Source organism: Streptomyces zhaozhouensis, from assembly GCF_900230195.1.
Classification (GTDB): domain Bacteria; phylum Actinomycetota; class Actinomycetes; order Streptomycetales; family Streptomycetaceae; genus Streptomyces; species Streptomyces zhaozhouensis.
This window is the reverse complement of the sequence record NZ_OCNE01000002.1, coordinates 88,926-101,490: the sequence shown is the minus strand read 5'-3', so window position 1 is coordinate 101,490 and position 12,565 is coordinate 88,926. Positions and strand designations below refer to the sequence as shown.

The 12,565-nt window shown below is 72.3% G+C and carries 10 protein-coding genes; 7 read left to right on the top strand and 3 right to left on the bottom strand.

The window, feature by feature from the left end; all coding sequences use genetic code 11:
* Positions 1 to 425: 425 nt before the first annotated feature.
* Positions 426 to 3,158 (bottom strand): pyruvate dehydrogenase (acetyl-transferring), homodimeric type, encoded by a 2,733-nt coding sequence (gene aceE / locus CRP51_RS03640; protein WP_097229506.1) that lies wholly within the window; start codon positions 3,156 to 3,158, stop codon positions 426 to 428.
* Between the two features lie 389 nt (positions 3,159 to 3,547).
* On the opposite strand from aceE, the gene CRP51_RS03635 reads away from it, so the two are divergent.
* The 4 genes from CRP51_RS03635 to CRP51_RS03620 all read left to right on the top strand — a co-directional run bounded on the left by CRP51_RS03635 (position 3,548) and on the right by CRP51_RS03620 (position 6,750).
* Entirely contained in the window at positions 3,548 to 3,982 is a 435-nt protein-coding gene (locus tag CRP51_RS03635) for a DUF3052 domain-containing protein (protein WP_097229505.1), read from the top strand.
* A 153-nt stretch (positions 3,983 to 4,135) separates the two neighbouring features.
* Entirely contained in the window at positions 4,136 to 4,594 is a 459-nt protein-coding gene (locus tag CRP51_RS03630; protein WP_097229504.1) for a peroxiredoxin, read from the top strand.
* Positions 4,595 to 4,758: 164 nt separating this feature from the next.
* Positions 4,759 to 5,889 carry a DUF475 domain-containing protein gene (locus CRP51_RS03625; RefSeq protein ID WP_097229503.1) on the top strand — a complete coding sequence of 377 codons (1,131 nt, stop codon included), beginning with the start codon at positions 4,759 to 4,761 and terminating at the stop codon, positions 5,887 to 5,889.
* A 120-nt stretch (positions 5,890 to 6,009) separates the two neighbouring features.
* Positions 6,010 to 6,750 (top strand): Tellurium resistance, encoded by a 741-nt coding sequence (locus CRP51_RS03620; RefSeq protein WP_097229502.1) that lies wholly within the window; start codon positions 6,010 to 6,012, stop codon positions 6,748 to 6,750.
* A gap of 9 nt (positions 6,751 to 6,759) precedes the next feature.
* On the opposite strand, the gene CRP51_RS03615 is transcribed toward CRP51_RS03620, so the two are convergent.
* Positions 6,760 to 7,398, bottom strand: coding sequence for a TerD family protein (locus CRP51_RS03615; protein ID WP_097229501.1), 639 nt, complete (start codon positions 7,396 to 7,398; stop codon positions 6,760 to 6,762).
* A 110-nt stretch (positions 7,399 to 7,508) separates the two neighbouring features.
* Here CRP51_RS03615 and CRP51_RS03610 point away from each other — a divergent pair, with 110 nt between their 5' ends.
* Genes CRP51_RS03610 through CRP51_RS03600 form a run of 3 tightly spaced genes read left to right on the top strand, consistent with a single transcriptional unit; the run spans position 7,509 to position 11,943 of the window.
* Entirely contained in the window at positions 7,509 to 8,669 is a 1,161-nt protein-coding gene (locus tag CRP51_RS03610) for an HpcH/HpaI aldolase/citrate lyase family protein (RefSeq protein ID WP_097229875.1), read from the top strand.
* Positions 8,666 to 11,068 carry a phosphoribosyltransferase gene (locus tag CRP51_RS03605; protein WP_097229500.1) on the top strand — a complete coding sequence of 801 codons (2,403 nt, stop codon included), beginning with the start codon at positions 8,666 to 8,668 and terminating at the stop codon, positions 11,066 to 11,068. The genes CRP51_RS03610 and CRP51_RS03605 overlap by 4 nt, the downstream gene beginning before the upstream one ends.
* Positions 11,065 to 11,943, top strand: a complete 879-nt coding sequence (locus tag CRP51_RS03600) for an HAD family hydrolase (RefSeq protein WP_097229499.1) — start codon at positions 11,065 to 11,067, stop codon at positions 11,941 to 11,943. The genes CRP51_RS03605 and CRP51_RS03600 overlap by 4 nt, the downstream gene beginning before the upstream one ends.
* Here the strand turns inward: CRP51_RS03600 and CRP51_RS03595 are convergent.
* Positions 11,834 to 12,544 (bottom strand): DUF4383 domain-containing protein, encoded by a 711-nt coding sequence (locus tag CRP51_RS03595; protein ID WP_097229498.1) that lies wholly within the window; start codon positions 12,542 to 12,544, stop codon positions 11,834 to 11,836. The genes CRP51_RS03600 and CRP51_RS03595 overlap by 110 nt on opposite strands.
* Positions 12,545 to 12,565 lie beyond the last annotated feature (21 nt).

The following is a 12,565-nucleotide window of genomic DNA, read 5'->3' as shown; positions in this document are numbered from 1 at the left end:
TACGGAGCTTCGTGGCCGGGTGGGTGGTCGTGTGCGCCCCGGTGGGTGGTTGTTCGCGCCGTTCCCCGCGCCCCTTTTCGGCCGGTGGGCGGTTTGGGGGCGCGGGGAACTGCGCGGTGCATGTGTGGCGGGGCGCGGTCGACTACGGAGCTTCGTGGCCCGGGTGGGTGGTCGTCCTCGGGCCGGTGGGTGGTTGCTCGCGCCGTTCCCCGCGCCCCTTGTGCGCCGGTGGGCGGTTTGGGGGCGCGGGGAACTGCGCGATTGCTGGGTGGCGGGGCGCGGTCGACTACGGAGCTTCGTGGCCGGGTGGGTGGTCGTCCGCACCCCGGCGCGGGACATGTGCGCGCGCCCGCACCGCCGGGAAAGGGGCTGGGGCCCGGGCGGAACGCCCGGGCCCCAGCCCACCGCTCAAGCCCAGCGCAGCGTCACGCGTCGCCGCCCGCCGCGCCCGGGTCGGCCGCGGAGACGTCGAGCAGCTGGTACCGGTCGATGGCCTGCTTCAGCACCGAACGGTCGATCTTCCCGGCCTTGGCCAGCTCGGTGAGGACCCCGAGCACGATCGACTGCGCGTCGATGTGGAAGAACCGCCGGGCCGCGCCCCTGGTGTCGGCGAAGCCGAAGCCGTCGCCGCCCAGCGACTGGTACGTGCCGGGCACCCACCGCGCGATCTGGTCGGGTACCGAACGCATCCAGTCGGACACGGCCAGGAACGGACCCTCGGCGCCCTGGAGCTTCGTGGTGACGTACGGCACCCGCTGCTCCTCCTCCGGGTGGAGCAGGTTGTGCTCCTCGACGTCCACGGCGTCGCGCCGCAGCTCGTTCCAGGAGGTGGCCGACCAGACGTCGGCCTTGACGCCCCACTCCTCGGCGAGGATGCCCTGGGCCTCCAGCGCCCACGGCACGGCCACGCCGGAGGCGAGGATCTGCGCCGGCACGCTGCCGTTCTCGCCGACGGAGACCCGGTGCAGGCCCTTGAGGATGCCCTCCACATCCACGCCCTCCGGCTCGGCCGGCTGGTTGATGGGCTCGTTGTAGACGGTCATGTAGTAGAAGACGTCCTCGGCGTTCTCGCCGTACATCCGCCGCAGGCCGTCCCGCACGATGTGCGCGATCTCGTAGCCGTAGGCCGGGTCGTAGGCGACGCACGCCGGGTTGGTCGACGCCAGCAGGTGGCTGTGGCCGTCCGCGTGCTGGGTGCCCTCACCGGTCAGGGTCGTGCGGCCGGCGGTCGCGCCCAGTACGAAGCCGCGCGCGAGCTGGTCACCCATCTGCCAGAACTGGTCACCGGTGCGCTGGAACCCGAACATCGAGTAGAAGACGTAGATCGGGATCAGATGCTCGCCGTGCGTGGCGTAGGACGAGCCGGCGGCGATCAGGGAGGCCGTGCAGCCGGCCTCGGTGATCCCGTCGTGCAGCATCTGGCCGGTCGGCGACTCCTTGTAGGAGAGCAGCAGGTCGCGGTCGACGGACTCGTAGGTCTGCCCCAGCGGGTTGTAGATCTTCGCCGAGGGGAAGAGCGAGTCCATGCCGAAGGTGCGGTACTCGTCCGGCGCGATCGGCACGAAGCGCTTGCCGATCTCCTTCTCCCGCATCAGGTCCTTCAGCAGCCGCACGAAGGCCATCGTGGTGGCCACCTGCTGCTGCCCCGAGCCCTTGCGGACGGCGGCGTACGCCTTGTCGCCCGGCTGCGGCAGCGGCTTCGCGCGCACCACCCGGGTCGGCACGTAGCCGCCCAGCTCGCGGCGCCTGTCGTGCATGTACTGGATCTCGTCCGAGTCCCGGCCGGGGTGGTAGTACGGCGGCAGGCCGGACTCCAGGTCCTTGTCGGGGATCGGCAGGTGCAGCCGGTCGCGGAAGCGCTTGAGGTCCTCGACCGTCAGCTTCTTCATCTGGTGGGTGGCGTTGCGGCCCTCGAAGCTCGGCCCCAGCATCCAGCCCTTGATCGTCTGCGCCAGGATCACCGTGGGCTGGCCCTTGTGCTCCTTGGCCGCCTGGTACGCCGCGTAGATCTTGCGGTGGTCGTGGCCGCCGCGCCCCAGGTGCAGGATCTGGTCGTCGGTCATGCCCGAGACCATGTCGCGCAGCCGCTGGTCGCCGCCGAAGAAGTGGTCGCGGATGTAGGCGCCGGTCTCGGTGGCGTACGTCTGGAACTGACCGTCGGGCGTCGTGTTCAGCTTGTTGACCAGGACGCCGTCCCGGTCCTGGGCCAGCAGCGGGTCCCAGCTGCGGTCCCACACCAGCTTGATCACGTTCCAGCCGGCGCCCCGGAACTGGGACTCCAGCTCCTGCATGATCTTGCCGTTGCCGCGCACCGGGCCGTCGAGCCGCTGGAGGTTGCAGTTGACGACGAACGTCAGGTTGTCAAGGCCCTCGCGCGCCGCCAGCGCCAGCTGGCCGAGCGACTCGGGCTCGTCCATCTCGCCGTCGCCGAGGAACGCGTAGACCCGCGAGTTCGAGGTGTCGGCGATGCCACGGGCCTGGAGGTAGCGGTTCATCCGCGCCTGGTAGATGGCGCTGATCGGGCCGAGCCCCATGGAGACCGTGGGGAACTCCCAGAAGTCCGGCATCATCCGCGGGTGCGGGTAGCTGGAGAGCCCGTAGGGGGCCTTGGACTTCTCCTGCCGGAAGGCGTCCAGGTGCTGCTCGGTGAGCCGGTCCAGCAGGTACGCCCTGGCGTAGATGCCGGGCGAGGCGTGCCCCTGGAAGTACACCTGGTCGCCGCCGTCGCCGCCGTCCTTGCCACGGAAGAAGTGGTTGAAGCCGACGTCGTAGAGGGAGGCCGAGGAGCCGAAGGTGGCGATGTGCCCGCCCACGCCGATGCCGGGGCGCTGGGCGCGGGAGACCATCACCGCCGCGTTCCACCGGGTGGCGTTCAGGACCTTCCGCTCCACCTCCTCGTCGCCGGGGAAGTAGGGCTCGTCCTTCGTCGCGATGGTGTTGACGTAGTCCGTGCTGCGCATCTCTGGCACGGCCACCCGCTTCTCACGGGCGCGCTCGATCAGCCGGAGCATGAGATAGCGGGCCCGTTCCCGGCCTCGTTCGTCGACCGCGGCATCGAGCGAGTCAAGCCACTCCTGAGTCTCCTCAGGGTCGAAGTCCGGGACCTGGCTGGGAAGGCCGCCAATGATGATCGGGTTGCGATCTGATCCGGAAGCCACGCTGTTCCTTCACTGTGAGTTGTCTGCTCTGCTGTGTCGCGCCGCCTCCATCGTGTACCGCTGGCGGCGAAACGTCATCTCTACCGGGTGGTAACCCTCACCTCACGGGCCAGGGCGGCTGTCTCACCGGCTGACCGGCGGCGTCCCTCACCGAGGGCCGACCGTCAAGCGTACGCCCCACCCCCTCGCCGACCACGAACACCCGTTCCCCGGGCCCGGTGTGCGACGCTCCACGTGTCGCCCCACGTCATGGGCCAAGACGTCAACGTTTGGGCGGGCTCAGGGGTCGGGTACTTGCGCGATCCGCCCGGCCCGTGTGGACTACGCCCCAAGCCGCGCGCACGCGTGGCACCCTTTGTTCTTTACCCGAGACAGGACAGGAGCTATCAGTGAGCGCGACCGCGGACCACGCGGATGAGCGGACCAACCCGGCCGCCAGGCTGGGTTTTCAGCCCGGGCAGGTGGTCCAGGAACTCGGCTACGACGACGACGCCGAGCAGGAGCTGCGCGACGGGATCGAGGCCATCACCGGCGAGGATCTCGTTGACGAGAGCTATGACGACGTGGCCGACGCGGTGGTGCTGTGGTTCCGCGACGATGACGGCGACCTGACCGACGCGCTGGTGGACGCCACCACGTTGATCGACCCGGGGGCGCCGGTGTGGCTGCTGACGCCCAAGACGGGGCGTGACGGCTATGTCGAGCCCAGTGACATCGGCGAGGCCGCGCAGACGGCCGGGCTGTCGCAGACGAGCACCGTGAACGCCGGCAAGGACTGGTCGGGGAGCCGGCTGGTGACCCCCAAGACCGCCGGCAAGAAGTGAGCGGTAACGGAAAGTGACCCAGGCGCCTCCGGGAGCGACGCCGGGACCCGTCGGGGTCCGGGGCGGCCCCGGGGGCGCCTCAGTGCGTGCGGGGGCGAGACGTAGGCTGTGCTACGTCACTTTGCCGTCCCCAGGGAAACGGATTACGCGCGCATGGCGATCGAGCCCGGTACCAAGGCACCCGACTTCACCCTCAGAGACCAGCACGGCCAGTCGGTCTCCCTGTCGGACTTCCACGGTCAGAAGAACGTGGTGCTGCTCTTCTACCCCTTCGCCTTCACCGGCGTCTGCACGGGTGAGCTGTGCGAGCTGCGGGACCGCCTGCCCTCCTTCGTCAACGACGACGTCCAGCTGCTGGCGGTCTCCAACGACCCCGCGCCCTCGCTGCGCGTCTTCTCCGAGCAGGAGGGGCTGGAGTACCCGCTGCTCTCGGACTTCTGGCCGCACGGCGAGGTCTCGCGGGCCTACGGCGTCTTCGCCGAGGACAAGGGCTGCGCGGTGCGCGGCACCTTCGTGATCGACACCACGGGAACGGTCCGCTGGAGCGTGGTCAACGACCTGCCCAACGCCCGGGACCTCAACGACTACGTCACCGCGCTCAAGGCGCTCTGACCGGGCTCGGCGGTGGCGGGTCGGATCTCTGAGGCGGCGTTCCGGCGCCGCCTCGGCGCTCCGCCCACCACGGGCCGGGCGGGAAGGCCCCGGGCCACGGGGCCCTTTCCACTCCTGTCCACCGGCATAACCACCGCGACCTCGCGCGGAAGACTGGACTACTCGTGATTCTCAAGACCTTTGGCTGGTCCTTCGGCGTGACGGTCGCCGGCCTCGTCGTCGCCCTCTACTTCTGGGGCTGGGAGGGCTTCGCCGTCGTGGCGATCCTCTCCATCCTGGAGATCTCGCTCTCCTTCGACAACGCGGTGGTCAACGCGGGTGTCCTGAAGCGGATGAACGAGTTCTGGCAGAAGATCTTCCTCACCATCGGCATCCTGATCGCCGTCTTCGGTATGCGGCTGGTCTTCCCGGTGCTGATCGTCGCCGTCACGGCGGGCGTCGGGCCGGTCGAGGCGGTCGAGCTGGCGCTCGACGACCCCGACCAGTACTCGCAGATGGTCACCGACGCGCACCCGTCGATCGCGGCCTTCGGCGGGATGTTCCTGCTGATGATCGCCCTGAACTTCCTCTTCGAGGAGCGCGAGGTCATGTGGGCGCGCTGGCTGGAGCGCCCGCTCTCCCGGCTGAGCCGGATCGACGGCTTCTCGGTCGGCGTCGCGCTGGCCGCCCTGCTGCTCACCGCCACCACCGTCGCCAGCCAGGCCTACCAGCACGGCGGGCACCACGCGGACAAGACCGAGACGGTGCTGCTCTCCGGCCTCGCGGGTCTGCTCACCTATCTGCTCGTCGGCGGCCTCTCCGGCTACTTCGAGAACCGCCTGGAGGACGACCAGGAGAAGCTGGAGGAGGAAGAGGAGGCCGCCCGCCGCGCCGGCAAGAAGACGACGGTGGTCGGCGCGTCCGGCAAGGCCGCGTTCTTCCTCTTCCTGTACCTGGAGGTCCTGGACGCGTCGTTCTCCTTCGACGGCGTGATCGGCGCGTTCGCCATCACCAACCACATCTTCTGGATGGCGCTCGGCCTCGGCATAGGGGCGATGTACGTCCGTTCGCTCACCATCTACCTGGTCCGCCAGGGCACCCTGGACGACTACCGGTACCTGGAGCACGGCGCGCACTACGCGATCGGCGCGCTGGCCGTGATGCTGCTGATCAGCATCCGCTGGCACCTGCCCGAGGTGGTCACAGGGCTGGTCGGCGTCGGGCTGATCGGCTGGGCGTTCTACTCCTCGGTCCGGGCCAACCAGCGGGAGGCCGCCGAGGGGGTCGAGCCGAAGCACGTCTCCGCCGGGGGTTGAGCACCCGGCGAACGCGGAAGCCTGTAACGGGACGGTCTCGGACCGTCCCGTTCCGGCAGGTGCGCACGGAGTGCGCGGACCCTCCCCGGCGGGAGGGGGAGAGGCGAGGGGTGGGGCCGCATGGTGTCCCTGTGGTCGTACTGGCGCGGAGGCGCGTCGAACCAGCGGTTCGACACGGTCGGCGGGCCGATGAGCTACGCGTCGGAGCTGACGCGGCGCAGTCCCGAGGCGGTGCTGACCAGTGAGGGCTCCGACACGGGCACCCTGCGGGTCGATCTGACCTGGCGCATCCGCAGCAACAGCGACTTCGGCCGCTCGCAGCGCAAGTGGATGGACAACTGGCGCCATCCGCTGGAGGTGTTCAAGCCGGCCGAGATCAAGGGCCACTCGCAGGGCGTGGCCAACATGGACTTCGACCTGGCCTGCATGTACGAGCTGTCGGACGGCACCAGGGGCGTCGTGCAGTCGCTGGGTGGCCTCCAGGGGGACTTCAACGAGGCGCCGTACATCAAGCTCAGCGGCGACGACCGCTTCGGCACCGGCTCCGGCGAGCACCTCTACATCAACCTGGACAACAAGGACGACTTCAAGCGGCTGCTGGTCTTCGTCTACATCTACGACGGCGCCCCGACGTTCGACCGCGCCGACGTGACGGTGACCCTGGCCACCCCCGACGGGAAGAACGTCGAGGTCGGCTGCACCGACCCGCCGCCGCAGGCGCGTTCCTGCGCGGTGGTCCTGATCGAGAAGGAGAAGGACCATCTGGTGGCGCGGCGGCAGGTCAAGTACGTCTACGGTTTCCAGTCGGAGATCGACCGGCTCTACGGCTGGGGAATGTCCTGGGGGCGCGGCCGCAAGTAGCCCGCTCGTTCAGCGGCCCGCCTCGGGGAGGAACTGCGGCCCCTGCGGGGGCAGGGTGAACGCCGGGTCGGTGCCCGGGTAGCCGTACGGCGTGGGCGCCGGCCTGCGGGCCGCGCCGATGCCGAACTCGCCGGCCAGCGCGACCAGTCCGCCGGTGAAGCCGCGCCCGATGGCGCGCAGCTCCCAGCCGCCGTCCCCGGTGCGGGCCACCTCCCCGCAGAGCACCGCCGTCTCGCGCGCCCCCGGGCGCAGCGGCAGCGCGGCGAGCGGCCGCCCGGTGGCGAGGTCGTGCACGGTCAGCTCGGGCCGGCTCAGCTCGGCGCGGAACCCGCCGTCGGCCGAGGCGGCCAGCGCCATGCGCGTGATCCCCGCGTCCAGGCCGGTGAGCTGGGCCCGCACCACGTCGCGCAGGCCCCCCTCGGCGCGCTCCTTGGGGAGCCGCTGGACCAGCCCGGAGGGGTGGCTGGGGTGGTTGTAGAAGACGAAGTCGCCCTCCTGGCCGACGCGTCCGTCGCCGCCGAGCAGCAGCGCGGAGAGGTCGAGATCGGGTGCTCCGGCACCGCTGTGCTGCCAGCTCCAGCGCAACTCGACGCGGACCCCGCCGGCGTCCAGCCGCAGCGGAGCACCGGGTTCCAGCACAGGGGTCATACACCGAATCCTGCCTGCGGCCATGCTCTCGAAACAATGCCGAGCTTACGATGGCCCGAAACCGGTGACGCCAGCCAGGCGGCCGGAGGGTGGGGGAGATCGGGGACCACATGCGGCACTTCGGGCATCTGACGGCCGCGCGACGGCGCGCGCTGTTCCATCGGGAGCCGGCCGAGTTCGGCCCCGACTCGCCGGTGCGGACGGTGGGTTGCGCCCTGGGCGCCACACTGTACGCGCCGGCGACCAGGCCCAGGCTCGCCGAGGACGTCGGCAAGCAGGCCAGGTCGGGGGTGGTCTCCATGGTGCTGTGCCTGGAGGACTCCATCGGTGACGCCGAGGTGGCCGACGCCGAGGCGAACCTGCTGCGGCAGTTCCGGCTGCTGGCCGCCGAGCCGCCCGGCTCGTTGCCGCTGCTGTTCGTGCGGGTCAGGGAGCCCGAGCAGATCCTGGACCTGACGCGTCGGCTGGGCCCGGACATCGGGCTGCTGACCGGCTATGTGCTGCCCAAGTTCACGCCCTCCTCCGGCGCCGCGTTCCTGGAGGCGGCCGTCGCGGCCGAGGTGCTGTGCGAGCGGCGGCTGCTGGTGATGCCGGTGCTGGAGTCGCCGGAGCTGCTTCATCTGGAGAGCCGCCACGAGGTGCTGCGCGCGGTGGCGGCGCTGGTGGAGAAGCACCGCGAGCGGGTGCCGGCCGTGCGTCTGGGCGTCACCGACTTCTGCTCGGCGTACGGGCTGCGCCGTACCCCGGAGATGACGGCCTACGACGTCGGCCTGGTCGCCTCCGTGATCGCCGACGTGGTGAACGTGCTGGGCCGCGCCGACGGCTCCGGATGCACGGTGACCGGCCCGGTGTGGGAGTACTTCCGCACCCAGGAGCGGCTCTTCAAGCCGCAGCTGCGCAACACCCCGTTCAGCGGCCGGGCGGAGGAGCTGCGCGCCCGGCTGATCGAGCACGACATGGACGGGCTGCTGCGCGAGATCGAACTGGACCGCGCCAACGGGCTGATGGGCAAGACCTGCATCCACCCCTCGCACGTGGCCCCGGTGCACGCCCTCTCGGTCGTCAGCCACGAGGAGTACACCGACGCCGCCGACATACTGGGCGCGGCCCCCGGGGGCGGCGGGGTGCTGCGTTCCGCCTACACCAACAAGATGAACGAGGTGAAGCCGCACCGCGCCTGGGCCGAGAGGACCATGCTGCGCGCCGAGGTGTTCGGCGTCGCCAGAGACGGAGTGGACTTCGTGGACCTGCTCGCCGCGGGCAACGCGTGACGGCCCCCATATGGTCGGGTGACTGGGTCACCCGACGACTCGGGGTCGAGCTGACCGGAACGGAAGCGCGGGAGCTGCTGGGCCTGGCGCTGCGGCGCAACCCGCGCAGGGCCCATCTGCTGGTCTCCCGCGTGCTGGGCAAGCACGTGCCGCGGCGACCGGGGCGGATACACGGCACCGGGCTCGCCCTGGGCCGGCGGGTCGCCGAGGAGCTGGGCGAGGAGGCGCGGCGCGCCGTCGTGCTCGGGTACGCGGAGACCGCGACCGGGCTCGGGCACAGCGTCGCCGACGGCCTGGACGCCGTCGGCTACCTGCACTCCACCCGGCGGGCGGTGCCCGCGCTGCCCCCGGTCGGCGGCTTCGAGGAGGAGCACTCGCACCACACCTCGCATCTGCTGCTGCCCTCCGACCCCGGGCTGCTCGCGGGGCGGGGCCCGCTGGTGCTGGTCGACGACGAGCTGTCGACCGGCCGCACGGTCCGCAACACCATCGCCGCCCTGCACCGCCACTGGCCGCGGCCGCGCTACGTGGTGGCCACCCTGGTCGACACCAGGACCGAGGCGGACCGGGCCGCGCTGGCCAAGTTCGCCGCCGAACTGGGCGCCACCGTGCGGGTGGTGGCCCTGGCCGCCGGCCGGATCGCGCTGCCGGACGACGTGCTGGCGCGCGGCGCCGCCCTGGTCGCCGCGCACGAACCCCCCACCCCGCCGGCCCCGGCCGGCCGCACCGCCGCGCCCGCCGCCCGGCTCGCGCTCCGCTGGCCGGCCGGCGTGCCCGACGGCGGCCGGCACGGCTTCACCCGCGCCCACCGCGCGCGGCTCGACGCGGCCCTGCCGGCGCTCGGCGCCGAGCTGGCCGCCCAACTCCCGCCCGGCGCGCGCCGGGTGCTGGTGCTGGGCACCGAGGAGCTGATGTACGCGCCGCTGCGGCTCGCCGAGGCGCTCCAGGCCGCGCTCGGCGGGGACGCCGAGGTCGCGTTCTCCTCCACCACCCGCTCCCCGGTGCTGGCCGTCGACGACCCCGGCTACGCCATCCGCAGCCGGCTGACCTTCCCCGCCCACGACAGCCCGCCCGACCCCGGCCCCCGCTACGCCTACAACGTGGCCGGCCACGCCTGGGACGCGGTCCTCGTCGTCACCGACGCCGCCGGCGACACCGCCGAACTCCACGCCGACGACGGCCTGCTGGCCACCCTGGCCGACCACGCCGAACGGGTGCTGCTCGCCGTGCTGCCCGCCCCCGCGCCGCTGCCGCGCCCGCTGCGCGGCCCCGCGTTCTCCTCCTACCGCCCCGACGAGGTGGGCTGGCTGCTCCAGGACCTCTCCGAGGTCTCGCTGGAGGCGCCGCGCGAGGAGCGCGAGGAGGCCATCCAGTCCGGCGGCGCCCACTACGCCGAGTCGCTGCCCGTCGAGTACCAGCCCAGCGAGGAGTACCAGCGCCTCTTCGCCGACGCGCTGGACGCCTCCGCCGACCGGGTGGCCCGCGCCGTCGGCACCGTCACCGAGGCGGTGCTGGCCGAACGTTCGCCGTCGCCCGTGCTGGTCTCCCTCGCCAGGGCCGGCACCCCCGTCGGCGTCCTGATGCGGCGCTGGGCCCGGCACGCGCACGGCGTCGACGTGCCGCACTACGCGCTGTCCATCGTGCGCGGCCGGGGCGTCGACACCACCGCGCTGCGCTGGCTCGCCGCCCACCACGACCCGGCCGACGTCGTGTTCGTCGACGGCTGGACCGGGAAGGGCGCCATCACCCGCGAGCTGGCGACGGCGCTTGAGGCGTTCCCCGGCTTCGACCCGCGCCTGGCCGTGCTGGCCGACCCGGGCGGCTGCGTCACCACCTACGGCACCAGGGACGACTTCCTGATCCCGTCCGCCTGCCTCAACTCCACCGTCTCCGGGCTGGTGTCCCGCACCGTGCTCCGCGCCGACCTGGTCGGCCCGGACGACTTCCACGGCGCCAAGCACTACCGCGAGCTCGCCGGGGCCGACGTCTCCGGCCGCTTCCTGGACGCCGTCAGCGCCCGCTTCCCCGACGTCGCCGAGGCCGTCGCCGCCGACACCGCCGCGCTGCTCGCCGCCGACCGCACCCCGACCTGGGCCGGCTGGCGCGCCGTCGAACGCATCAGCGAGGAGTACGGCATCCACGACGTCAACCTGGTCAAGCCCGGCGTCGGCGAGACCACCAGGGTGCTGCTGCGGCGCGTGCCCTGGCGGATACTGGCCCGCCGGGGCGCCGGCTCCGACCTCGACCACATCCGGCTGCTCGCCGCCCAGCGCGGCGTGCCCGTCGAGGAGACCGACGAACTCCCCTACAGCTGCGTCGGGTTGATCCACCCCCGCTACACCAGGGGCGCCACCGGCGCCGACGGCAGAACGACCCACGGAACGGAGAGCGGCGCATGAAGCGGGCCCGCACCCTCGTCGCCAGCGACCTCGACCGGACGCTGATCTACTCGGCCAACGCCCTGGAGCTGACGCACGCCGACCGGGACGCCCCCCGACTGCTGTCCGTGGAGACCTACCGCGGCCGCCCGCAGTCGTTCGTCACCGAGGCCGCCGCCGCCCTGCTCGCCGCGCTCGCCGCCGACCCGCGCGCCGTCTTCGTCCCCACCACCACCCGCACCCGCGAGCAGTACCTCAGGGTGCGGCTGCCCGGCCCCCCGCCGCGCTACGCGATCTGCGCCAACGGCGGCCATCTGCTGGTCGACGGCGTCAGCGACCCCGACTGGCACCGCGCGGTGACCCGCAGGCTCGCCGCCGAGTGCGCGCCGCTGGAGGAGGTCAGGGCCCGCGTCGCCGCCACCGCGGACCCGGCCTGGCTGCTGCGCGACCGGGACGCCGAGGGCCTCTTCCACTACCTGGTGGTGGACCGCGAACGGCTCCCCGACGCGTGGCCCAAGGCGCTCGCCGAGTGGGCGGCCCCCCGTGGCTGGACCGTCTCGCTCCAGGGCCGCAAGCTCTACGTGGTGCCCGAGCCGCTCACCAAGAGCGCCGCCGTCGCCGAGGTCGCCCGCCGCGCCGGCACCGGGCGGGTGCTGACGGCGGGCGACTCGCTCCTCGACCGCGACCTGCTGCTGGCCGGCGACGCCGCCTGGCGCCCAGGCCACGGCGAACTCGCCGGCAGCGGCTGGACGCACCCCGGCGTCACCGGCCTGGCGGAACGCGGCGTCAGTTGCGGGGAGGCGATTCTTCGCGCGCTGCTCGCCGCGCTCCCCGACCGGGGCCCGGACGACGCAGCCACTCCCGTTCCCGGTCCTGCCGCCGCCAGTCCTCGCTGATCTCCCGGCGGTGCCGGTCGGCCAGCCGCTGCCGCCGCTCGGCGCCCACGGCCGCCTCCGGGTGCCGCGCCCGCCAGAACGGGTTGTCGTGCGGCAGCCGCCCGGAGACCCGGCCGTACATGCCGACGAAGAGCAGCGCCAGGCCCACGGCGAAGCTGAAGAACACGTTCGAGATGCCGAAGTTGAGCACGTTCGCGCCGGTGCTCAGCACCGCCAGGTGGACGAAGCCGCTCAGCACGAAGAGCGCCCCCAGAACCAGGCAGAACACGGACGCCAGGTTCCCCCCGACCAGCATCATCACGCCCAGCGCCAGGCCCACCGCGATGGACAGCCAGCTGAGCGCGCCGTTGGTGTTCATGCCCCAGACCGTGTCGTCCCCCGTCGAGAAGGCGCCCAGGCGTCGGGTGACGCCCAGGACGCCGAAGACGATCAGGGCCAGGCCGATCAGCCCGGCGCCGGTCCGGTAGAAGCGGTTGAGCCGCCGGTCCGCCGGCCGGTCACGCTCCAGCGTCGCCCGCCGCAGCAGGCCGAACGGGCCGCCCTTCGGCAGCCGGGGCTCGCCGCGCGAGTCCGTCCCCAACAGGGACGAGACCGATGCCATGGTGGCCTCCTCGGGTCCCTC

Bases quoted from the DNA above. Each gene is read 5' to 3' on its own strand.
- CRP51_RS03630 (WP_097229504.1), top strand. From the start codon at position 4,136: ATGGCGATCGAGCCCGGTACCAAGGCACCCGACTTCACCCTCAGAGAC.
- CRP51_RS03620 (WP_097229502.1), top strand. From the start codon at position 6,010: ATGGTGTCCCTGTGGTCGTACTGGCGCGGAGGCGCGTCGAACCAGCGG.
- CRP51_RS03615 (WP_097229501.1), bottom strand. From the start codon at position 7,398: ATGACCCCTGTGCTGGAACCCGGTGCTCCGCTGCGGCTGGACGCCGGC.
- CRP51_RS03610 (WP_097229875.1), top strand. From the start codon at position 7,509: ATGCGGCACTTCGGGCATCTGACGGCCGCGCGACGGCGCGCGCTGTTC.
- CRP51_RS03600 (WP_097229499.1), top strand. From the start codon at position 11,065: ATGAAGCGGGCCCGCACCCTCGTCGCCAGCGACCTCGACCGGACGCTG.
- CRP51_RS03595 (WP_097229498.1), bottom strand. From the start codon at position 12,544: ATGGCATCGGTCTCGTCCCTGTTGGGGACGGACTCGCGCGGCGAGCCC.